The organism is Polynucleobacter sp. 15G-AUS-farblos (genome assembly GCF_018882445.1).
Lineage (GTDB): Bacteria > Pseudomonadota > Gammaproteobacteria > Burkholderiales > Burkholderiaceae > Polynucleobacter.
In genome coordinates this window covers 105,857-129,057 of sequence record NZ_JACVOM010000003.1, presented here as the reverse complement: position 1 = coordinate 129,057, position 23,201 = coordinate 105,857, and the positions used below count along the sequence as shown (strand labels likewise).

At 45.5% G+C, this 23,201-nt stretch carries 20 protein-coding genes; 10 read left to right on the top strand and 10 right to left on the bottom strand.

The window, feature by feature from the left end:
* Positions 1–5 precede the first annotated feature (5 nt).
* The 4 genes from ICN41_RS05680 to ICN41_RS05665 all read left to right on the top strand — a co-directional run bounded on the left by ICN41_RS05680 (position 6) and on the right by ICN41_RS05665 (position 3,748).
* Positions 6–899 carry a phosphoribosylaminoimidazolesuccinocarboxamide synthase gene (locus ICN41_RS05680; RefSeq protein ID WP_216291871.1) on the top strand — a complete coding sequence of 298 codons (894 nt, stop codon included), beginning with the start codon at positions 6–8 and terminating at the stop codon, positions 897–899.
* Positions 900–967: 68 nt separating this feature from the next.
* Positions 968–1,462 carry a 5-(carboxyamino)imidazole ribonucleotide mutase gene (purE, locus tag ICN41_RS05675; protein WP_216291870.1) on the top strand — a complete coding sequence of 165 codons (495 nt, stop codon included), beginning with the start codon at positions 968–970 and terminating at the stop codon, positions 1,460–1,462.
* Between the two features lie 4 nt (positions 1,463–1,466).
* On the top strand, positions 1,467–2,651 hold the full coding sequence (locus tag ICN41_RS05670) for a 5-(carboxyamino)imidazole ribonucleotide synthase (RefSeq protein WP_216291868.1): 1,185 nt from the start codon (positions 1,467–1,469) through the stop codon (positions 2,649–2,651).
* Between the two features lie 2 nt (positions 2,652–2,653).
* The gene (locus ICN41_RS05665; RefSeq protein ID WP_216291866.1) at positions 2,654–3,748 is read left to right on the top strand and encodes an L-threonylcarbamoyladenylate synthase; all 1,095 of its coding nucleotides are present in this window, start codon (positions 2,654–2,656) and stop codon (positions 3,746–3,748) included.
* Here ICN41_RS05665 and ICN41_RS05660 read toward each other — a convergent pair.
* From ICN41_RS05660 to ICN41_RS05645, 4 genes are all read right to left on the bottom strand, one after another.
* Positions 3,694–5,154: a D-alanyl-D-alanine carboxypeptidase/D-alanyl-D-alanine-endopeptidase gene (locus ICN41_RS05660; protein WP_255537915.1), complete on the bottom strand. Its 1,461-nt coding sequence runs from the start codon at positions 5,152–5,154 to the stop codon at positions 3,694–3,696. The genes ICN41_RS05665 and ICN41_RS05660 overlap by 55 nt on opposite strands.
* 125 nt (positions 5,155–5,279) lie before the next feature.
* Positions 5,280–7,634, bottom strand: a complete 2,355-nt coding sequence (locus ICN41_RS05655) for an ATP-binding protein (protein ID WP_255537914.1) — start codon at positions 7,632–7,634, stop codon at positions 5,280–5,282.
* Between the two features lie 80 nt (positions 7,635–7,714).
* Entirely contained in the window at positions 7,715–8,338 is a 624-nt protein-coding gene (locus ICN41_RS05650; RefSeq protein WP_216291861.1) for a response regulator transcription factor, read from the bottom strand.
* On the bottom strand, positions 8,338–9,174 hold the full coding sequence (locus tag ICN41_RS05645) for a diguanylate phosphodiesterase (RefSeq protein ID WP_216291859.1): 837 nt from the start codon (positions 9,172–9,174) through the stop codon (positions 8,338–8,340). Before ICN41_RS05645 ends, ICN41_RS05650 begins: the two co-directional genes overlap by 1 nt.
* 316 nt (positions 9,175–9,490) lie before the next feature.
* On the opposite strand from ICN41_RS05645, the gene ICN41_RS05640 reads away from it, so the two are divergent.
* The 3 genes from ICN41_RS05640 to ICN41_RS05630 all read left to right on the top strand — a co-directional run bounded on the left by ICN41_RS05640 (position 9,491) and on the right by ICN41_RS05630 (position 12,305).
* Entirely contained in the window at positions 9,491–9,781 is a 291-nt protein-coding gene (locus ICN41_RS05640) for a co-chaperone GroES (RefSeq protein ID WP_087909492.1), read from the top strand.
* Between the two features lie 28 nt (positions 9,782–9,809).
* Positions 9,810–11,462 (top strand): chaperonin GroEL, encoded by a 1,653-nt coding sequence (gene groL, locus ICN41_RS05635; protein ID WP_216291856.1) that lies wholly within the window; start codon positions 9,810–9,812, stop codon positions 11,460–11,462.
* A gap of 120 nt (positions 11,463–11,582) precedes the next feature.
* On the top strand, positions 11,583–12,305 hold the full coding sequence (locus tag ICN41_RS05630) for a hypothetical protein (RefSeq protein WP_216291855.1): 723 nt from the start codon (positions 11,583–11,585) through the stop codon (positions 12,303–12,305).
* Between the two features lie 11 nt (positions 12,306–12,316).
* On the opposite strand, the gene ICN41_RS05625 is transcribed toward ICN41_RS05630, so the two are convergent.
* Positions 12,317–13,303, bottom strand: coding sequence for a tripartite tricarboxylate transporter substrate binding protein (locus tag ICN41_RS05625; protein ID WP_216291853.1), 987 nt, complete (start codon positions 13,301–13,303; stop codon positions 12,317–12,319).
* Between the two features lie 7 nt (positions 13,304–13,310).
* Complete coding sequence (locus ICN41_RS05620; protein ID WP_216291851.1) at positions 13,311–14,279, bottom strand: tripartite tricarboxylate transporter substrate binding protein; 969 nt, start codon at positions 14,277–14,279, stop codon at positions 13,311–13,313.
* 86 nt (positions 14,280–14,365) lie between these two features.
* Between ICN41_RS05620 and ICN41_RS05615 the strand changes: the two genes are divergently transcribed.
* Both ICN41_RS05615 and ICN41_RS05610 read left to right on the top strand, forming a co-directional pair.
* A complete protein-coding gene (locus ICN41_RS05615) occupies positions 14,366–16,246 on the top strand; it encodes a tetratricopeptide repeat protein (protein WP_216291849.1) in 1,881 nt (626 codons plus the stop codon).
* Between the two features lie 53 nt (positions 16,247–16,299).
* The gene (locus ICN41_RS05610; RefSeq protein WP_216291847.1) at positions 16,300–18,282 is read left to right on the top strand and encodes a tetratricopeptide repeat protein; all 1,983 of its coding nucleotides are present in this window, start codon (positions 16,300–16,302) and stop codon (positions 18,280–18,282) included.
* A 47-nt stretch (positions 18,283–18,329) separates the two neighbouring features.
* On the opposite strand, the gene ICN41_RS05605 is transcribed toward ICN41_RS05610, so the two are convergent.
* The 3 genes from ICN41_RS05605 to ICN41_RS05595 are packed head-to-tail and all read right to left on the bottom strand — an operon-like array spanning position 18,330 to position 21,234.
* Positions 18,330–19,697, bottom strand: coding sequence for an NAD(P)(+) transhydrogenase (Re/Si-specific) subunit beta (locus ICN41_RS05605; RefSeq protein WP_216291845.1), 1,368 nt, complete (start codon positions 19,695–19,697; stop codon positions 18,330–18,332).
* 43 nt (positions 19,698–19,740) lie between these two features.
* Complete coding sequence (locus tag ICN41_RS05600) at positions 19,741–20,079, bottom strand: proton-translocating transhydrogenase family protein (RefSeq protein ID WP_216291844.1); 339 nt, start codon at positions 20,077–20,079, stop codon at positions 19,741–19,743.
* Positions 20,080–20,103: 24 nt separating this feature from the next.
* Positions 20,104–21,234 carry a Re/Si-specific NAD(P)(+) transhydrogenase subunit alpha gene (locus ICN41_RS05595; protein ID WP_216291842.1) on the bottom strand — a complete coding sequence of 377 codons (1,131 nt, stop codon included), beginning with the start codon at positions 21,232–21,234 and terminating at the stop codon, positions 20,104–20,106.
* 181 nt (positions 21,235–21,415) lie between these two features.
* Between ICN41_RS05595 and mnmA the strand changes: the two genes are divergently transcribed.
* A complete protein-coding gene (mnmA, locus tag ICN41_RS05590; RefSeq protein ID WP_216291840.1) occupies positions 21,416–22,531 on the top strand; it encodes a tRNA 2-thiouridine(34) synthase MnmA in 1,116 nt (371 codons plus the stop codon).
* A 38-nt stretch (positions 22,532–22,569) separates the two neighbouring features.
* On the opposite strand, the gene ICN41_RS05585 is transcribed toward mnmA, so the two are convergent.
* A complete protein-coding gene (locus tag ICN41_RS05585) occupies positions 22,570–23,184 on the bottom strand; it encodes a glutathione S-transferase (RefSeq protein WP_216291838.1) in 615 nt (204 codons plus the stop codon).
* Positions 23,185–23,201 lie beyond the last annotated feature (17 nt).

Below are 23,201 nucleotides of genomic sequence, written 5' to 3'. Positions count from 1 at the left end.
TAAACATGCCCGCTTTGTACGCCACCTCGATTAAGTCACTTCCTTTGTTATCCAAAGGCAAGGTGCGTGATGTCTATGCACTGGGTGATGACAAGCTCTTAATGATTACTACCGATCGCTTATCGGCATTTGATGTGGTGATGGGTGAACCCATTCCTGAGAAGGGTGTTGTACTCAATCAAATGGCGAACTTCTGGTTTGATCAATTGGCTTCAGTAATTCCAAATCACTTAACTGGGATCGATCCAGCTACCGTCGTTGCTGCGGATGAAGTTGATCAAGTCAAAGGTCGTGCGGTAGTCGCTAAACGCCTAAAGCCCATCATGGTTGAGGCGGTTGTGCGTGGTTACTTAGCTGGCAGCGGTTGGAAAGATTACAAAGAAACCGGTAAGGTTTGTGGCATTCCTCTCCCTGAGGGTTTAGAGAATGCACAAAAATTACCTGAGCCGATTTTTACGCCTGCTGCAAAAGCAGAGGCTGGTGAGCATGATGAAAACATTACCTTTGCCAAAGTAGTGGAGTTGATCGGCGAAAAATTAGCCAATCAAATTCGTGAAGTGAGCATTCGTTTGTATAAAGAAGCTTCTGAATATGCCGCCACTCGTGGAATCATTATTGCTGACACGAAGTTTGAGTTTGGTCTTGATGATGCAGGTCAGTTAGTGCTCATGGATGAAATTCTGACAGCAGACTCTTCACGCTTTTGGCCTGCAGAAACCTATTACGTGGGATCTAATCCTCCTTCTTATGACAAGCAATTTGTCCGAGATTGGTTAGAAACAGCGATGGTAAATGGGAAGTTATGGCCTAAAACAGCCCCAGCACCCCAATTACCAGCAGAGGTGATTGAAAAAACCGCTCAAAAGTACCGTGAAGCCTTAACAAGACTCACCCAGTAACCCGCCGCCTGACTCAGGGATAATAGAGTCTGTAAGGGATATCAGCCCATAGGGCATTTGGAGAAGTGATGAGTAAGAAGCCAATAGTCGGAATAGTGATGGGTTCCAATTCAGATTGGGACACGATGCAACACGCCGCCCAAATGCTCGAGCAATTTGGTATTGCTCATGAGGCTCAAGTTCTTTCAGCACACCGCATGCCTGACGATATGTTCCAGTATGCAGAAAAGGCGCAAGCCAATGGATTACAAGCCATCATTGCAGGTGCAGGTGGTGCAGCCCATTTACCTGGCATGCTCGCTTCTAAAACAATTGTTCCGGTCTATGGCGTACCAGTAGCTAGTAAATATTTACGCGGTGAAGATTCCTTATATTCCATAGTGCAAATGCCTAAAGGTATTCCAGTAGCGACATTTGCAATTGGTGAAGCTGGCGCAGCCAATGCCGCATTGCATGTGATTGCTGGCTTAGCGCTACATGATGCTGAATTAGCCAAGCGCTTAGAAGAGTTTCGCGTGAAGCAGTCTGATACTGCACGCTCAATGAATTTGCCAGGATATTAATTACATGGCAGATCGTTTAGAACCCATTTTGCCGGGTTCGTATTTAGGAATTTTAGGTGGTGGACAATTAGGGCGCATGTTTACCCAAGCTGCACAAGCGATGGGTTACAAGGTCTGCGTCCTAGACCCAGGGTCGGATAGTCCAGCCGGTGCTATTGCAGAGAAATTCATACAAGCGGATTACACCGATTCAGCTGCTCTTAAAGAAATGGCATCGCTTTGTGCTTCAGTGAGCACCGAGTTTGAAAATGTGCCAGCACAAGCTTTAGATGAGCTCGAGTCTCTGGGTGTATTTGTAGCGCCACGTAGTAGTTGTGTATCTTTGGCGCAAAATCGCGTCGCTGAGAAAAAATTCTTGGCTACTTGGAAAGCAGAAACCAATATTGGTCCAGCGCCCTATGCCGTGATTGAGCATGATGCTGATATTGCGCATGTCAGCGCAGATTTATTTCCAGGAATTATGAAGACAGCGCGCATGGGTTATGACGGCAAAGGTCAAATCACTGTGTATACCGCTGCTGAATTACCGGCAGCCTGGGCTGAATTGGGCAAAGTTCCCTGCGTATTGGAAAAGCGGATGGAATTGGATTTCGAGGTTTCTGCCTTAGTCGTACGAGGCTACGATGATGCAGTGGTGGCTTATCCAGCTTCCCAAAATATTCATCGGGATGGTATCTTGCATACCTCTACAGTGCCAGCACCTTCATTAAAGCCAGCGCAAGAAAAAAAGATTGTGGACGCAGCTAAAGCACTAATCCGAAAAATTGATTATGTTGGTGTGCTCTGTGTGGAGTTCTTCGTACTCAAAAATGGCGACATCATTGCAAATGAAATTGCGCCGCGCCCTCATAACTCTGGGCACTACACCATGGATGCTTGTGTCAGCAGTCAGTTTGAGCAACAAGTGAGAAGTATGGCACGCCTCCCATTGGGCGATACCCGCCAACTAGCACCAGTATCGATGCTCAATTTATTAGGTGATCTTTGGTTTGAAGGTAATGAGGATCAAGCTAAAGAGCCAGCCTGGAATAAGGTCTTGGCGCATCCAGATGCCAAGTTACACCTCTACGGCAAGTCTGCTCCGCGCATGGGTAGGAAGATGGGTCATATTAATTGTTTAGGCGAGGCCTTAAATGAAGCCCGTCAAACTTGCGCAGCAGTTGCTACTGAATTAGGTATCGAGCCTTAGAAATGTCCACTGAAAGTACGCCACTGCAATCCTCTGCAGTGATCAATGAGGCAGTACAAACCTTGCGTGATGGTGGTTTAGTCGCCTTTCCAACAGAGACTGTCTATGGCTTAGGGGCAGACGCTAAGAATCCCGAAGCCATTAAAAAAGTATTTGCTAGCAAAGGCCGTCCTTCAACACATCCCTTAATTGTGCATGTGGCTGCACCTGATAAATTTGATCAAGACCAAATTGATTGGGTCTCAGTATTAGCCCCCTGGGCAAGAGATATTTCTGAGAGCGCCTTAAAGCTGATAGCTGCATTCTGGCCTGGTCCTCTTACTTTGGTATTTAACAAAGATAAGAGTGTTCCAAGCGAGGCGACTGGTGGTCAAGACACGGTTGCCATCCGCGCACCTGCGCATCCCATGACACAAGATTTGTTGCGTAAATTTAAGGGCGGCATAGTAGGTCCTTCCGCCAATCGCTTTGGCAAGGTATCTCCTACTAGTGCCTCTGATGTTCGTAATGAATTTGAGGGCATGTTAGATCTAATGGTCTTAGATGGTGGGGATTGTGAAGTGGGTATTGAGTCCACCATCATTGATCTATCGTCGGGTGATAAGCCTGTATTGCTCAGGCCAGGCGCCATCACACCAAGCGAGATTCTGGCAAAAACCGGGATTCAGGTTTATCAGCCTGGAGAAATAAAAAAGACTGAGGAAGAAGCAGCGCTTCCAAGAGTCTCGGGTAGTTTACGGGCACATTACGCCCCAACAACACCTTTGCGTCTCTATGCGCCTGGTCGTGTGCTTGATGCCCTCAGTGAGTTTCCTGATATTAAATCTAGAGTTGCGGTGGCTGTTTGGGATTCAGAATCTTCGCTTGTCTTAGAGGATCACCCTTCAATTGATGTTGAAGAGGTGATTGTCTCTAGTGATAGCGCTGCTTTTGCGAGTCGACTCTATCGTTCTTTACGAGATTTAGATCAGCAAGCTTGGGATTTGATTTTGTTCCCAGAACCTCCAGCTGGCGAGGAATGGGATGGCGTGAGAGATCGACTTCAGCGCGCCTGCTTTGGTTCGGGACCATCTTCCAGTAGCCACGCCAGCAGTTGATCATGGGCTTCTAAGCCTCTCCAGGCATTAGGATGGTTGATAAAGGAAGACACTGCATAGAGCTTTCCGGATTTACTTAGAACATAACCCGAAATCGCACGAACATCAGCCAGTGACCCAGTCTTAATTCTGACTTCTGGTTTTTTCTTCAGATGTAAAAATTTACGTAATTGAATCATCAAGCGATTTTTCATGGTGCCATCTGTTCCAGCAAGTGGCAAGCTGTTATAAAAAACTTCTGATGCTGGCAAATTACGAGCTGCCACTAACAGTTGATTCATTTGCTCTGCAGAGATTGCTTCATTGCGTGAGAGTCCTGATCCATTTTCAATCACTAAACCTGGAAAATCTAAGCCTTGCTGCTTTAACCAACTTTGAATCACCATGTCGCCATTAGCAGTAGTAGCTGGCTTTCCCATCTTCTCTAAAGCCAGGGTGAGTAGGAGTTGGCGCGCCATGACATTGTTGGAGTACTTATTGATGTCTTGCACATCATCAGCCAAATTAATACCTTCAAATTGAAGTAGGAGTCTGGCTGCCAATGGAACTGTTGCACTCTTTCCGGTAGGTGGCTGAACCCAACTACCCCCAGCCAGTTCCCAGGCGGCAGCAAATCCTTGGGTTAAAAAAGTGTTCGCATCTAAGGCAACCACGTTGTAGTTAACCCCTTTACATCCACTTGGAAACGCTCCTGAAAATTGTGCGGTGAGGAGTGGGTCAGTTTTGCTACCTCTGCTATTGATGCCAACACCCTCAGGATCTAAATTAAAACGGATATTGCTTTTCCAGTTGTCGCATGAGCCATCAACCAATTGCATTTGATTATCAATTTGTAGTTGTGACATCGCCGGGGTATAACGAATATCAATGAAATCCGCAGTACGTGACTTTCCAATCTGAAAAGAGAGCGTTCTAAAGGCGTAAAGCAAAGGGTCTGGCGGTACGTTATAGGCTCGTAGGGATTCACCATCAATGGTGTTGTGTTCCATCACGTTGGGCGCATAAGCGCTTCGATCAAAAAATAGATTGCCGTCGATCTTTTGAATACCTAAAGCCTGTAAAGCTTTCATAAGCTTGGCGAGCTCTTCAGGAATCAATTTGGGATCCCCTGTGCCTTGCAGATAGAGATTACCTTTCAGGGTGCCTTGTCGAACCATACCGTCGGTGTAGATATTGGTGCGCCAACGGTATTGGGGTCCCAAAATATCTAAGCCGCTGAGCGTGGTGAGTAGCTTCATTGCAGAAGCTGGATTCATGAGCTCTTGGGCGCGCCAGTTCAGCAGTGTTTTAGAGGTCTGCTTGCCTGTTTTCTGTGGCTCAATCTCCAACACTGAAATACTCAGCGCATCTTTTGGAATTTGATTGCGTTCGAGACTGCTAGCTACTGCTTGGGGAATGGTATTCATGCTCGCCGCATTGACGGTCAAGCATGCACCTATCCAAGATAGAGCCATCAGCCATTTGAGAGATCGACGATAGTCAGTTCGCATTCCCAATAGGATAAACCTTAGGGAATATCAGTGGCTACTTATCAAAAGTGGCGATAGCGAGATTGATAGGTGTGTAGTATGCCGTTTTGCTCTTCAAGCAATTGCCTGAAGGCCTGGATTCTGGGGGTGAGAGGGCCATCTTTTTCTAATGCTTGGCATTTTTCAATAAAGGTCTTGGCCTGAAGTAATTGGGCGCCCCCTTTAATGAGATGCACCATACTTTTAAATTCAACTTCACTAGGAGTGCCGGTAACTAGCTTACTCAGTACTTCATCATGGACGCGCTCAATTTCCTCTAAGAGGATCAAGATCTGCTTGGGATCATTTCGTAAGAGATTGGCAAAAGCCTCAAAGGAATACTCTTCCAAAGATTCGGAAAGCGGTGCGGTAACTGATTTGAAATAGCGCGACAGTTCATTTTCTAAGGTCATTAGACTAAGCGGTTTGATCAGAACGCCATTCATCCCAGCTGCTAAAAATTGATGGCGTGAATCCAGCGCATAAATATCGGCGGTCACTCCAATAATGATGAGATCTCGATGACCGCAAGAGCGCAGATATTTAGCAAGCTCAGAGCCCTGCATCCCTGGAATAGATTGATCAGTTAGCACTAAGTCAAAATGTTTTTGAGCAATCAGCTCAAGCGCAGCATGCGCGCACTCACAAACAGAGACTTCAATGCCCAGGGCTTGTAATTGTAAGGAGATGATCTGTCGGCTAGCAGGGTGATCTTCTACAACGAGAGCATGAATAGTTTGTTCTGCAGAATTTTTAGTAAGCATTTTTCTGGAGACTGGCAATTGCTCTGAGCTAAAGTTGCTGCGGTTAGCTGCAATAGTCGTGCGTGGAAAGGCAACTGAGAAATGCACATTACTTCCAAAGCCAGGCGCACTCTCAAAGAAAAGCTGGCTGTTCATGGAGTTGACCAGATGATTGGTGATCGTTAGCCCAAGGCCCGTTCCCCGCTGCTGCTCATGGAGATTACTGTCACCCTTATTGGGTACTTGCTCAAAGGCTTGCAGGGCGAGCTCAATTTCTTCTGCGCCCATGCCAATCCCGGTATCAATCACTCTAAATTCAATCAACTGACCAGCGTGATCGTCGGCCAGGATGGTGATAGAAAAGTAAATCTCCCCTTTTTCGGTAAATTTAATCGCATTACTAATGAGGTTTTGCAATATTTGACGTAGCCTCAATGCATCCATCATCAAGACCTCTGCAATCTTTGGGTCTTTGATGGTGTGTAGTTGTAGATGATGTTTGATTGCTACTGTAGAGAATGCTGAATCAATCTCATCAATCAAGGTATTGAGGTTATATGGTTCTAGATGCAGTGTGAGTTTGCCTGCCTCAATTTTTGAAAGATCTAAGACTTGATTCAGAATGCCCAGGAGCGATTCTGCAGAGGCATGCGCGCTGCGTAATAAGGGCTTTTCACTTGAAGGAAATTGTTGACTGGTCAGGAGTAACTCTTGAACCCCGAGAATGGCATTCATGGGTGTCCGAATTTCATGGCTCATCGTAGCCAGAAAAGCAGACTTGGCTGCATTGGCTTTCTCCGCATTTTCTTTGGATGAGATCAGCATGGCAGTTTCTTGTTCTTGAATCGACTGCTTGCGATGAAAGTGCCACATCAATATAGCCCCAGCAATTAGTAGTGCCAAGCTGATGCTCCATGGAAGTGAAGTCCTCATGGGAGAGACTTGAGGCTCCAGTGAGCTCGAGTCTAGTGAGAACAACTGCCGTGATTCGATCGGGTCTAAAGAGTTTAAAAAACCACCTAGTACATCATGAAGTGGTGCATCTTGATGTCCAATCAACCAGCGATAAGGAAAGGGGTCTCTGTTATAGAGGCCATCTACTTGAATCTTGCCATCACCCATCTGAGCAATCAGATGATGTGCAAGCCTGATGGGCATAACAAGCCCCTGTATGTTGTTATTTAATAGGTCAGCTAATAATTTGTCTGTATGACTGGATGTCAGAGCACTCTGTTGATTTTGACTTGGGGGATTTTCAAAGCCACGTTCAAAATAAGCGACTTTGGATGGATGTAGTAATTGCTCAGACTCTGAGGTTTTTGTCAGTACGGCGTCATGCCCCCAGAAGATTGCCTCTGAAAGCGAGCCAAATCGTAAAAATGCTTCATCTGCTGGCGGGTCAATGATGAAATCTACTTCGCCATTAGCTAATTGCTGTAGTCCCTCTTGATCTGTCTTTCTCCAGGCTGGAACAAATACCTGCTGCGTTCTCTTTTCAAGGAGCGATAGTAGCGCCCTAAAAATACCCATGTCATTTTGATCTTTACCTTGATGAAGGTAAGGCGCATATTTTTCATGAATGCTAAAACGCACAATCGGATGGGCATCGATCCACCTTTGTTCAGATAGGCTCATAGACTCTGCTTGAACACTCCCCGCTATAAGTAAGCATATGAACAAGCTGAATTGAATGGTGTACCGATGCATCACAGACTTTAGCTTTCGATGATGTTATTCATGCGGCAAAATAAAATCAGGTCAGCAATATTGTTAATGCCTAACTTATCAAAGACACGCGTTTTATAAGTAGCTACAGTTTTATTGCTGATATGGAGCATGTCTGATATCTGTTGATTAGTATTGCCTTTGCCAAGATATTTCATGACCTGCAGCTCACGATCAGAGATGAGTCCCAGCTTATCGTTATCACTCAATGAACTATTGCCATTTTTTCCATGGGTAAAAAAGTTATATCCCTGAGAGATGGCGACGCATGCTGCCAGGATGACATCGGCACCCGCTGTTTTATTGACAAAGCCATGGGCGCCCAGGGATCTCACGCGGCCACCGTAGACCGCTTCATCAAGACTAGAGAGCACCAGAATCCGAATGTCGGGATACATCAATCCAATACGACGGATAACATCAAATCCATCGGTCTTGGGCATATCAAGATCCAGAATCATCATATTGGGATTAACTTCTTTGATGGACCTGAGACACTCTTCGCCATTCTGAGATTGCCCCGCAATCTCAAAGAGCAGCTGATCTTGCAACATACTTTTAAGCGCCATCAGCATTGCCGGATGGTCGTCTACCAACATCACGCGTTTTCTCATTACTTGTCTCCGTTTGGTTGTGGATGAGGATGAAGCGAAAAAATGGCTTTAGCAATTTGGCTATTGTTGATCTGGAGCATTTGATGGCGGCTAAGCGCTGGCATCATTAAGCCGCCGTAACAGTGATCTACTTGCATGACAGAGGCGCTACTTAAATCTTTTACTAAAGTTAAGTTGCTGGCATAGATTTGCGTTCTAGCAGATTTGGATTGGCGCAATTGAGATAAGAGTGTTTGCGGTAATGGAGATTGTCGAAAGTGCGCCATATCAATATGTACGCCCTCTAGTTGTAATTCTTCTAACCATTGCAACTGACTTGCGCTCCCTGAAAACTGCAGCAAGTGTATTAACACTCCTAAACGGCGAAGTCGCAACAGACCTTCTTTGCATGCGCTCTCTAAATGGGGTTCGGGTAGGGATTGAATGCCCAGTGTTACCAGGCCAACCGGTAAGCGAGAATTGAGAATGAGATCTGAGAGCGCATCGATGTATTCACTCGAAGCTAAGGCATGGGCTGGGAATGGCAGTATCCCTGGAATCATGCGGCCACCGCGATACCAATAAGTCACGCTATCCAAGCCTTCCATAAAAAGGCGGAGTAATTGCGTATCGGTTGCGCTCATTAATGGTCTAAATAAAGATCCGGTCAGTTTTGTGCCCTTGCAGTTAAAAATGGGTTCATGGCCAATCGCTTGTCGTTTGGACCAGGATTGATGTTCTTCGAGGGCTTGGCTGTCTAAGCCAAGCCAGGTTTCGCCACAGGCGTCTCGTACTTCTTGGAAGGGTTTGTTCTTCCATGCCTTTACAAGCGTGTACAGCCGGGATTTCGGGCTCATCAGCATTCTCCAATCTGTGACTGTCCAGTCTAGGCAGGACGGATTGGAGCGGTAAGGGCTTAAGGCTGATTTATCTGTAGGAATCGTCCTACCAGCCTGTGTTCAGTATAAAGAGGGCCTAAATCCATAAATTATTTATGGTGATCTGCTCTTGAAATCGCCAGAAATAGACCTATATAATCAGCACTCCCTACACGCGAGTGCTAAAAGATGGTTTTATGACTATTTTCCCTTAGCTTCCGTGTGAAGAGATTATAAAGCATTGATTTATATTGGTTTTTTTAATTAGTTAACACTTACTAACATAGGAGAAGGAATGAATCTGCGTCCTTTACATGATCGCGTAATCATTAAACGTTTAGATCAAGAATCAAAAACTGCCTCTGGAATCATCATTCCGGACGCTGCCGCTGAAAAGCCTGACCAAGGTGAAGTATTGGCAGTAGGTCCAGGCAAGCGTGATGACAGCGGTAAGTTGAATGCACCTGACGTCAAAGTAGGCGATCGCGTGTTATTTGGCAAATATGCAGGTCAAACAGTTAAGGTCGACGGCGACGAGCTTCTCGTAATGCGCGAAGAAGACATCATGGCTGTTGTACAGAAGTAATTTCAGTATTTAAGAAAGGAATTCAATCATGGCAGCAAAAGACGTCGTATTTGGAGATAGCGCCCGTACCAAGATGGTAGAAGGCGTCAATATTCTCGCGAACGCAGTAAAAACTACACTAGGACCTAAAGGCCGTAACGTGGTGATGGAGCGTTCATTTGGCGGCCCAACCGTAACTAAAGACGGTGTATCCGTAGCAAAAGAAATCGAACTCAAAGACAAGCTCCAGAACATGGGTGCGCAGATGGTGAAGGAAGTTGCTTCTAAAACTGCAGACATTGCTGGTGACGGTACAACTACCGCTACTGTATTGGCTCAATCCATCGTACGTGAAGGCATGAAATATGTTGTTTCAGGCCATAACCCAATGGACTTGAAGCGCGGTATCGACAAAGCGGTAACAGCTGCGCTTGAAGAGCTCAAGAAAATCAGCAAGCCTTGCACTACTACTAAAGAAATCGCTCAAGTAGGTTCAATCTCTGCAAACAGCGACTACAGCATTGGTCAGCGTATTGCTGAAGCAATGGAAAAAGTAGGTAAAGAAGGTGTGATCACTGTTGAAGATGGCAAGTCTTTAGAAGATGAGCTCGAAGTAGTTGAAGGTATGCAGTTTGATCGTGGTTACCTCTCTCCTTATTTCATCAACCAACCTGAAAAACAAGTAGCGATATTGGAATCTCCTTACGTTCTTTTGTTTGACAAGAAGATTGCCAACATCCGTGATTTGCTCCCAGTACTCGAGCAAGTAGCGAAGTCTGGTCGTCCATTGCTCATCATTGCTGAAGATGTTGAAGGCGAAGCCTTGGCAACTTTAGTTGTGAATAACATTCGCGGCATCATCAAGACTTGTGCTGTTAAGGCTCCAGGCTTTGGCGATCGTCGTAAGGCTATGTTAGAAGACATCGCCATTTTGACTGGTGGCACTGTGATTGCTGAAGAAATCGGTCTCACACTCGAGAAAACCACTCTTGAGCATTTAGGTCAAGCGAAGCGTATCGAAGTAGGCAAAGAAAACACCATCATCATTGACGGTGCTGGCGATGCTAAAGCAATCGAAGCGCGCGTGAAGAACATTCGTGTTCAGATCGAAGAAGCCACTAGCGACTACGATAAAGAGAAATTGCAAGAGCGTGTGGCCAAGTTGGCAGGCGGTGTTGCAGTGATTCGTGTTGGTGCTGCTACTGAAGTTGAAATGAAAGAAAAGAAAGCTCGCGTTGATGACGCATTGCACGCAACTCGCGCTGCAGTTGAAGAGGGTATTGTTCCTGGCGGCGGCGTAGCTTTGTTACGTGCTATGCAAGGTATCAAAGGTCTGAAAGGCGATAACGCTGATCAAGACGCTGGTATCAGCATCGTATTGCGCGCTATGGAAGAGCCACTTCGCATCATCGTTTCTAACGCTGGCGATGAAGCAAGCGTAGTAGTTAATGCGGTATTGGCTAGCAAAGGCAATAACGGTTACAACGCTGCAACTGGCGAATACGGCGACCTCGTAGCTCAAGGTGTGATCGATCCAACTAAGGTAACTAAAACTGCATTGGTTAACGCAGCTTCTGTTGCAGCCTTATTGTTGACCACTGACTGCGCTATCTGCGAAGCACCAAAAGATGAATCTGCTGGTGGCGGTATGCCTGATATGGGCGGCATGGGCGGTATGGGTGGTATGGGCGGCATGATGTAATAGCTCTACCTTCCACAGCGATCTTGCTGTAGAAACTAAAAACGCCTGGTTCACAAGACCGGGCGTTTTTTTATTTGTTAAAGTAAGCTAAATACTGCATCTCCTCAAATAGGCGTACTTATGACTTTCCAGAAATCTACCTTCTTCTCTTTTGCTTTGGCTTTTCTATTACTCTGCAGCATGCCTGTGATGAGTCAAACTTCAGAGCCAAAGTCCAAGTATGAGAAAAGCGTCTCCAACTTGCGTAACCAACGTTATTGCGAAGTGCTTTATGGCAAGCGAAATTTCTTGAAGTTAGAGGTAAAGGTCTTTAATACTCAAGGGCTAAATCTTTGTCCAGAGGATCAGTGGAAGACTCTTACTAAAGAGGCTGTAGAAAAAGCCTACGGCGCATCTTTTGTAGTGCTCAATGGCCCACGCTATTGGACGATGGATGAAATTCAGGCAGCAGGCACTACCGTGAACCAGACTAAAGAATCTTTTGCGGGTATTGAGATGAACTTGCGTGCAACGATTGAGCTCGGTTTAATGAAGCAACTAATGGGTAGTAAGCAATTCTCGCCCAACGAGATTGTTCGTACCACGGCCTTTAACTATAAAGCAGGCACTCCTGTATATGAACTCACATCACCAGCTGGCGATGTTTATGTCATGCAGTCCTATTCACAAATCGTTAATCCCAATCTGCTTATGAGTGATTTGCCAGATCTCGCCAAACAATTAAAGTTGCCTACTGGTTGGACGTATAAGTCTAGAGTGCTGGATCAAGAGCTTTCATTGGTTGCCAATGGTATTGCCTATGTGTTGCAAGACAATTTATCGAACAGCTATCAAAGACGGTAATACGAGGCAACTCAATCAGGCTGAATGCCACCATCTTTGATCACTTTTTTCATTCGCACTAAACCCTGAGCAATCATAGTCTTTAAGTGATCTGGTCCCAATGGGGCCAACTCAAAACCTTGCGAGATGAGTTGCTCTCGAAGCTTGGGATCTTTTAATGCAGTTGCTAAGGATTCATTAAGCTTGTCGATCACTGCAGGTGGAGTGCCCTTAGGCGCAAGCAGTGCACCCCAGGTAGAGAACTCATAACCCTTAACACTTTCATTAATGGTAGGGGCATTTGGCAGAAGCGGCGAGCGTGTCTTACTAGCAATGCCTAGTACCTTCAGTTTGCCAGCACGAATATGGGGAAGCACTACTGACAAAGCACTCAGCATGACGGGCACTTGTCCTGCCATGACATCGGTTGCTGCTGCCGCTGCTCCACGATAAGGAATATGAACTATTGGTGCACCAGTGGATTGGCGAAAGATTTCCATACCAATGTGTTGGGGTGAGCCATTGCCACCAGAAGCATAGTCAATCTTTCCGGGATTTTCTTTGGCAATGCGTACCAGGTCAGCTGCTGTATTTCCGGGGAATGATGGATTAGCGACCAAGACAAAAGTGATTGCAGCCAGTTCAGAAATAGGAACAAAACTTTGGACCGGATCGTAATCGATCTTTTTATAAAGGTTTGGCAGCATCGTCAAAATGCTGTCATTAAATGCGCCCAGTACGTAACCTTCGGCTGGGCTCTGCGCTACTTTTGTAGTGCCGATTAGGCCAGCGCCCCCAGGAATATTCTCAATCGTGATGGCTTGCCCTAAGTTCTCACCCATTTTTTGTGCAATGGGTCGAAAAAGTAGATCAACCCCACTTCCAGCTTGTAGCGGCATGATTGTTTGGATGCTGCGATTAGGATAGGTATTTTGAGCATTAGCAATGGTGAGACTAAAGCTTGCTGCCAGCAAAAAACTGATTCGTAAGACTGACGAAGTGAGATTGGATTTGATCATGATGGTATTAATCTACTTGAATGCCGGCTTTCTCGACTACCTTACCCCAGCGTCCTTGCTCTACTTTAATGAAGGCAGCAAATTGCTCAGGAGAATCTCCAATCAATACTGCGCCATCATCTAGCATGCGCTTAGAGTCTTCCTTGTTCTTCAGTGCTTTTGCGATGTCTTTTTGTAACTTATCAATAATCGGTTTTGGCGTTCCTGCTGGCGCCATGATTCCGTACCATTGTGAGGTTTCAAAACCTTTGTAACCTGACTCAGCAATCGTGGGAACATTTGGAAGGGCTTTAGATCTTTCGGCTGATCCGACTGCTAAGGGGCGTAATGTGCCACCATTAATTTGACCCATTAGTGAAGGTAGTCCATTGAAGGTTGCTTGTATTTGGCCGCTAATGAGGTCAGTCAACATTGGGCCAGATCCTTTGTAGGGTACGTGTACTAAATCAATTCCTGCTACAGATGAAAAGTACTCCATCGCTAGGTGACCTGCACTACCATTGCCTGCAGAACCATAATTAATTTTCCCCGGATTCTTTTTGGCATCTGCTACAAAATCTGCCAGGGTCTTATTAGGACTCTTACTGCTCACAGCAATCACGTTTGGTACCTTAGCAACCAGAGTGATCGGTACAAAATCTTTGTTTGGATCATAGGGAAGTTTGTTGCCAAACAAAGCAGGGTTTACTGCCAAAGTGCCAACGTGACCCAGTATCAGTGTGTAGCCATCTGGATTGGCACGTTTTACTTCTTCCATAGCAATGTTTCCAGCGCCACCAGGTTTGTTATCCACAAAGACTGATTGTCCAAGGCTAGTAGAAAGACTATTAGCTACTGATCTAGCAATGATTTCAGAGGTGCCGCCGGTCGCAAATGGGACTACCAAGCGAATGGATTTTTCAGGATACGCAGCAAGTGAAATTTGTGAGAGTGCTAGGCTGGTAATTGCAGAAGCGGTAAGAATGAGTTTTTTCATAGAAGTGACCTTTGCATGAGTAATTGTCTTATGGAGCAAATGATGAATTTTGCTTATTTTAATTATTGATAAAGTAACATTGAACCATGAATCCGGAAATAGCTTCCCTTCTAAATCAAGCGCTTGATGCCCTCAGAAACTCTAGTTTAGAGATGGCGGAGCTCTATTTAAAGCAGGCTTTGAGTCTAGAGCCAAATAACCCGCATACCTTAAGGCTTTTGGGTGTAGTGGCAGCCCAAAGAGCCGATTATGCAAAGGCCGTTGAGCTTTTCTCGGCCGCTATCCAAGTAGCCCCTGAAATTGCAGTGGCCTACAGCAATCTGGGAAATGTCTATGCAAGGCTGAGGCAATTTGATCAGGCTTTGGGGGCGTTCGAGCAAGCGGCTAGCTTAGATCCCCAAGACGCAGAGACTTGGTCCAATGCTGGAATTGTCTTTTTTGAGCTCAAGCGTTTTGAGGAGTCCGTTGAGTTCTATGACAAAGCCTTAGCCATCGAGCCCAACTATGCAGAAGCACTATGTAATAAAGGCAATGCATTAAATGAGCTCAAGCGCTATGAGGAGGCTCTTACTTGTTATGAAAAAGCCTTATCCATCAACCCAGCCATTGATTGGGCTCCTGGCGTCTGGATGCATTTGAAGTTAAAAGTTTCTTCATGGGAAAACCTGGAGAGCAATCTTCAAGTTTTGCTAGCAAAGATTGCTGCTGGCGAGAAGGTTTGCAATCCTTTCCCGCTTCTAGCGATGACTGATGATCCGATGTTTCATCGCCAGGCCTCAGCCATCTTTGCGCACTACCAATATCCTGCCAATCCCGCCTTAGGAATCATTCCAAAATATTACAAAGGCGAGAAGATTCAGATTGGATACTTCTCCGCTGATTTTCATAATCATGCGACGGGGTATCTCTTGGCAGAACTCATTGAGCTACAGGACAAAAATCAATTTGAGTTGATTGGAATTTCATTTGGCTCAAGCCAAAGCGATGAGATGCGAGCCCGCCTAGAAAAATCCTTTGATCAATTTATTGATGCCAGTGCGATGTCGGACATGGAGATTGCGCAACTGAGTCGCAAGCTCAAGATCGATATTGCTGTTGACTTAAAAGGTTTTACACAGAATTGCCGAACCGGAATATTTGCTTATCGTGCAGCACCGATTCAGGTAAGTTATTTAGGCTATCCAGGCACGATGAACGCGGATTACATAGACTATCTGATTGCTGATAAAACCTTGATTCCCCAGGAGTTACAACAGGCTTATTCAGAGAAAATCGCCTATTTACCAAATAGTTATCAAGCCAATGATCGCAAGAGAGTGATCTCAGATAGAGTCTTTACGAAAGCGGAGATCGGTTTACCAGAGCAAGGTTTTATTTTTTGCTCCTTTAATAACAACTTCAAAATATTGCCGGCTACTTTTGAGGGTTGGATGAGGATCTTAAGAGCAGTAGAAGGTAGTGTGCTGTGGCTATATGAGGACAATCCTGCTGCAGCCAATCACTTGCGACAAGAAGCAGAGAAGCATGGCGTTAACCCAAGCAAATTAGTTTTTGCAAAAGGAATGCCGCTTGCTGAGCATTTAGCTCGTCATCAATTGGCTGATTTATTTCTTGATGCCTTCCCTTGTAATGCCCACACTACTGCTAGTGATGCACTTTGGGCTGGTTTGCCAGTGCTGACTTTGATGGGCAATTCTTTTGCAAGTCGAGTGGCGGCTAGTTTGCTGAATGCGATTGGATTGCCTGAACTTATTACCACTACTGCGCAAGCTTATGAAACTTTGGCGATAGAGTTGGCTAGCAATCCAGAAAAACTCCTAAGCCTCAAGCAAAAACTATTGAGTAATAGGCTAACGACGCCATTATTTGATACACCGCAATTTACAAAGGATCTTGAGCGAGCATACGTTCAGATGTATGAGCGGTACCAGGCGGATTTATTGCCAGAGAATATCGTCCTTCATTAAAAATACGAAACGATGCATATTTTTCTCAATGCCCACTGGGTTAATATTCAAGCATGAATCCACAAATCGGTTTTCTTTTAAATAAGTCACTTGAGGCCCTAAGAAGCTCAAATCTTGACTTAGCAGAGCTGTACTTAAAGCAGGCAAAAGCATTCCAAGCGAACAACCCTCATGTTCTTAGACTTCTTGGTGTTATATGCGCTCAACGGCTGCAATATTCAGATGCTCTGAAATACTTTAATGATTCTCTAAAAGCCCTGCCAAAGAATCCGATCACTTTAAGTAATCTTGGCAATGTGTATCTTCAATTGAAAGATTACAGCAAGGCCCTTGAAGCTTATGACAAGTCACTGAGATTAGACCCAAAGCATGAGGAGGCTTGGTCCAATAAAGGTAATGCTCTATATGAACTCAAGCGTTATGACGAGGCGATTACTTGTCACGATAAAGCGCTTAGCCTGAATCCTAATTATGCTGAGGCTTGGTCTAATAAGGGCAATGTTTTGTATGAACTCAAGCGTTATGACGAGGCAATTGATTGTCACGATAAAGCGCTTAGCCTAAATCCTTATTATGCTGAGGCTTGGTCTAATAAAGCCAATACATTAAATGAGCTGAAGCGTTATAACGAGTCGATTGGGCATCTCGATAAAGCACTCAGTCTAAAGTCTGACATCTCTTGGATTTTTGGTGATTTACTGTATACAAAGATGAGGGTGTGTGATTGGTCTGGATTTGATGACTATTTGGAAAATATTAGCCAGCACGTTTTAGCAAACAAAGAAGTAATTACCCCATTGCCCTTGCTTTCTTTAACTGACAATCCAATTTTGCATAAAAAGTCTTCCGAGATTTTTCTGCAATCGACATATCCTGCTAATCCTAGCTTAGGGCCCATCACAAAGCGTTCGGAGAATCAAAAAATCCGAGTTGCTTACTATTCAGCAGATTTTCATAATCATGCAACCGGATATTTGATGGCTGAACTTTTTGAGCTGCATGATAAAAGTCGATTTGAATTAATTGGTTTTTCATTTGGCCCCATCACAAATGATGAGATGCGCCAGCGGCTAGAAAAGTCGTTTGACCAGTTTATTGAGGTTGGTAATCAATCCGATATGGAAGTCGCCCAGTTAAGCAGGGATCTCAACATCGACATTGCTGTTGATTTGAAGGGGTTCACGCAAGACCTAAGAACCGGTATTTTTGCCTATAGAGCTGCCCCAATTCAGGTGAACTATTTAGGCTATCCAGGAACTATGGGTGCTGATTACATCGATTACATCATTGCTGACAAAACCTTAATTCCTCTGGATACGCAATCAGGCTATACCGAGAAGGTCGTCCAACTGCCGAATAGCTATCAGGTGAATGATCGAAAGCGTTTGATCTCGGATAGACAAATCACAAGACAGGAGCTCGGCCTTCCTGAAAGTGGATTTGTATTTTGTTGCTTTAATAATAATTTCAAAATACTGCCTGCAACATTTGCTGCTTGGATGCGAATATTAAAAGCAGTTGAGGGAAGTGTTTTATGGCTATTCCAAGATAACCCTTGGGCAGTCGAGAATCTCAAAAGAGAAGCCCTAAATCATGGGGTTGATGCAAGCAGACTCATCTTTGCCGAGAAAATGCCGCTAGCCGACCACTTAGCGCGTCATCGTCAGGCAGACTTATTTCTCGATACATTTCCTTACAACGCCCATACCACCAGCAGTGATGCCTTATGGACTGGACTACCGGTCCTCACTCGGATGGGGCAATCTTTCGCTAGCAGAGTGGCAGCCAGTTTGCTGCATGCCATTGGCTTACCTGAGCTGATTACGACCACTCCAGAAGCTTATGAGGCCCTAGCGATTGACTTGGCTAAGCATCCAGAAAAACTCGCTGCGATAAAAGATAAGCTAGCCAAGAACAAACTCAATACACCACTATTTGATACCCCTCAATTTACAAAAGATCTAGAGCGAGCGTATGTGCAGATGTATGAACGGTATCAGGCGGATTTAGCGCCGGTATCCATAACCCTGGAATAAAAAAATCCCGCCTGTACTGGGCGGGATTTTGATGAAGCAGTTTGGTTTTACGAAACTGACTTAACCATATCTTCAACGACTTTCTTTGCATCACCGAAGACCATCATGGTTTTATCCATGTAGAAGAGTTCGTTATCAAGACCAGCATAACCAGCAGCCATTGAACGCTTGTTCACGATGATGGTTTTAGCTTTAAAGGCCTCCAAGATCGGCATACCGAAGATTGGGCTGCCAGGAGTACGAGCTGCAGGGTTCACAACGTCATTTGCACCAAGTACTAATACTACGTCGGCTTGACCAAAATCACTGTTGATGTCTTCCATCTCAAACACTTGATCGTATGGAACTTCAGCTTCGGCTAAAAGAACGTTCATATGACCAGGCATACGACCAGCTACTGGATGAATCGCATACTTTACGGTCACACCATGGTGAGTGAGTTTCTCGGTCAATTCTTTTAGGGCGTGCTGTGCACGAGCAACTGCTAGACCGTAACCAGGAACGATGATGACTGTGTCAGCATTCTCCATTAAGAAAGCAGCATCTTCTGGTGAGCCAGTCTTGTAGTTCTTAGGACCGCCATCATCGCCACCACCGGCAGCAGCTTCAGCTCCAAAGCCACCAAGCAATACGGCGAGGATAGAGCGGTTCATTGCCTTACACATAATGTAGGACAGAATTGCGCCTGATGAGCCAACGCAAGCACCAGCAATAATCAACACGGGATTATTTAGAGTAAAGCCAATACCTGCAGCTGCCCAACCAGAGTAGCTGTTTAGCATCGATACAACCACTGGCATATCAGCGCCACCGATTGGAATGATCAAGGTCACACCCAATACCAATGCAACTGCACACATTGCCAAGAAGGCAGCATGACTATCACCTAGGTAATAGGCAATACCAGCACCTACCATGGCAATAGCAAGAACCAAATTGAGTAAATGTTGGCCAGCAAAAGTAACTGGCTTACCACTCACTTTGCCAGACAATTTGCCAAAGGCAATCACAGATGCTGTAAAGGTAATAGCACCAATGAAGGCGCCAATAAAGAGTTCAATCTTTTGTGCGCCAGTATGGTCTTGTGCTGGGTTAATAACCGCTGCAATAGCGATCAAGACAGCAGATAAACCCACAAAGGAGTGCATCAAAGCGACAAGCTCTGGCATCTTCGTCATCTGCACACGTTTAGCAGCGATCGTACCGATGATGGCACCACCCACAATTGCAACGCCAATCAGAGAAATGACGGGCTTGAAATCAGGGATGAAGAAAGTAGTAATAACGGCTAAGAGCATACCGATCATGCCAAAGGTGTTGCCTTGGCGTGAAGTGGTCGGCGAAGATAGGCCGCGCAGTGCCAAGATAAATAGCACTGAGGAGATAAGGTAAGAAATTGCGGTGATGTTTGACATTATTTTGGTCTCTATTAGTCTCTATACAGGTCTTGTTCTAGTGTTATTTAGTTCCGGCTGTATCAGCCTTTGGAGCTTTTTTCTTGAACATTTCTAGCATGCGACGGGTGACCATAAAGCCACCAAAAATATTGATAGAAGCGAGAAACACGGCGACTGCACCAATAATGCTGGTGAGCGTGATTTCATCTCCACCGATTACCTCTGTTTGTAACAAGGCGCCAACAATAATAATTCCTGAGATGGCGTTAGTAACAGCCATTAAAGGAGTGTGAAGTGCTGGGGTGACGTTCCAAACTACGTGGTAACCAACAAAAATGGCCAGCACGAAAACAGTGATGTTTTGGACTGTGAGGATGCTTTGAAAGGCAGCGAGATCCATGATATTTCCTTAGTATTTTTACTATTAGTTTTTGCGGATGGCTTGACCATCACGACACATTAAGCAGGCGGTAACGATGTCGTCATCACTTGGGATCACTAACTTCGCTTCTTTGTCGACAATTAATTTGAGGAAGTCGATCAAGTTGCGAGCATAGAGAGCAGATGAATCTGCAGCAACCATGCTAGGCAAGTTGGTGTAACCAACAATCTTGACGCCATTAGCATCCACAATTTTGTCTGCTTGCGTGAGTGGACAGTTACCAGATCCATTGTCACCCTTACCAGCAGCCAAATCGATCACCACAGAACCAGGCTTCATATTGGCAACGGTATCGCTATGCAATAAGACTGGTGGCTTACGACCAGGAATTAATGCAGTAGTAATGACGATGTCGGCTTGCTGAGCGCGCTCAGCAACGAGGGCAGCTTGACGTTTCATCCAAGCCTCAGGCATCGGACGGGCATAGCCACCAACACCTTGAGCAATTTCACGCTCTTCATCTGTTTCATAAGGGACATCAACAAACTTTGCACCCAATGATTCAATTTGTTCTTTTGCAGCAGGACGTACATCCGATGCTTCAATCACCGCACCAAGACGCTTAGCAGTAGCAATTGCTTGTAAGCCAGCAACACCTGCGCCCAAAATTAAAACGCGTGCCGCTTTGACAGTACCAGCAGCAGTCATCAACATTGGCATAAAGCGTTGGTATTCATTTGCAGCAACCATCACTGCTTTGTATCCAGCAATATTGGCTTGAGAAGACAGGACGTCCATGCTTTGAGCACGTGTTGTACGAGGAGCAGCCTCTAGTGAAAATGCTGTAACACCTTGCGCAGCCATTGCAGCAATGTTGTCATTGTCAAATGGATCGAGCATGCCCATGAGCACGCTTCCAGCTTTAATTTGTTTGAGTTCTGCAGCCTCAGGCGCGCGCACTTTCAGAACGAGTTCTGCGCCAAACGCATCAGCGGCGGAACCAATGGTTGCGCCTACTGCTTCATATGCCGAATCTGGTTGACTAGCTTGAACACCAGCACCCTTTTGAATGAGGACGCTATGACCCTGACTAATCAGTTTTTTAACGGTTTCTGGTGTGGCGGCTACTCGAGTTTCCCCAGGCCTTGTTTCCAGTGGCACTCCTATGCGCATGGCATGTCTCCAAAAGCAAAATTTTTAAAAAGTCTATTTTATAGATAAACAGGGTAGGCTTTACCTACTTACTTAGCCCCTAGGTTTGCCGGTTTGGTTTTTTACCTATAATGCTGCGAAATCGGGTTGAGACTTCTACAATGGGGGCTACCAATCTATAAAGTATTTTCGCATTTTTTTGATGATTTCACCCAATTCCTCCTCAATTCCGCCTCAGAGACCCAATAAAGTCGTTATTGGCATGTCTGGAGGGGTTGATTCGTCTGTTGCAGCCTGGATGCTCAAAGAGCAGGGCTATGAGGTCGTCGGCCTTTTTATGAAGAATTGGGAAGATGACGATAACGATGAATACTGCTCAGCCCGTCAGGATTGGCTGGATGTAGTCTCAGTAGCCGATTTAATTGGAATTGACGTTGAGGCAGTCAATTTTGCTGCCGAGTACCGCGAAAGGGTCTTTGCTGACTTTTTACGTGAATACGCTGCAGGGAGAACACCTAACCCTGATGTGCTTTGTAATGCTGAAATTAAATTTAAAGCCTTTCTAGATCATGCGATGAGTTTGGGCGCTGATGCTATTGCTACTGGCCATTACGCCAGAGTGCGGCATGAAGCCGGCAAAGTGCAATTACTCAAAGCAGTAGATGCGAGTAAAGATCAAAGCTATTTTTTACATCGCCTTACACAAGCGCAATTAGCCAATGTGTTATTTCCGCTTGGAGAAATTCCAAAAACAGAAGTGCGTCAAATTGCAGAGAAAATTGGTTTACCCAATGCGCGCAAAAAAGATAGCACCGGAATTTGTTTTATTGGAGAGCGCCCTTTCCGTGAATTTTTAAATCGCTATCTACCCACTACGCCAGGACCCATTAAAACGCCCGAGGGCAAGATCGTGGGTGAGCATATGGGCTTAGCTTTCTTCACTCTAGGTCAGCGCAAAGGAATTGGTTTGGGCGGCAGTCAAGATGGTAATGGGGACGCTTGGTACGTAGCGCGTAAAGATGTTGCCAACAATACTTTGTATGTTGCTCAAGGCCATGAACACCCGTGGTTATTGGCTAATCAGCTTGAAGCAATGGATGCCAGTTGGGTTGCTGGTAGTGCGCCTACAGCAGGCAATTACTCTGCGAAGACACGTTATCGTCAAACTGATTCCGCTTGTGAAATTGTTCCAGGCAAAGAAGGTCCACTGACTTTTGAGTTGCGCTTTCCAGATGCGCAATGGGCTGTCACTCCTGGGCAGTCAGCCGTTTTATATGACGGTGATATTTGCCTGGGCGGCGGAATTATTTCCGCCTAAATTTGCCCAGTCATGACTTGAGATATCTTGTCAGCAGATTAAGCTGCAGGCGGTGCTGTATCAATAAAAGATGCTCTCTGCATTAATTTTTGATAGAGACGATCTAAATTAGGATATTGCGTTTGCCATTGCACTTCTGGAAAACGGAAAAGCAAATAGCCTACTGCGCAACCAAAAGCAATATCTGCCAATGTCATTTGATTACTGTGACACCATGCATTTTCACCAAGTTGTTCTGACATTTGGCGCAGGGCAGCTTGAATCTTGCCCATTTGACGATCAACCCAAGCCGGACTTTGTTGTTCTGCAGGACGTAAGGTGAGCTCTAATCGAGCCAAAATGCCTGCATCCATGATGCCGTCGGCTAGTGCTTCCCAAGTCTTCACGGTGGCACGATCGCGTGTATCGGCTGGAATCAGCTTGCTAACGGGGCTTAAGCCATCAGCGTACTCAGCGATCACTCTAGAGTCGTAAATCACCCCACCATCGTCTAAAACGAGGCAGGGGACTTTGCCTAAGGGGTTGGTTTGACCAATGATGGTGTCTGGGGACCAGACGTTTTCCGTGACATGGTCAACATCAACCTTTTTTTCCGAGAAAACAATGCGTACTTTACGTACGTAGGGGCTGGTAAGGGATCCGATCAGTTTCATAGGGCACAGTATAGCCA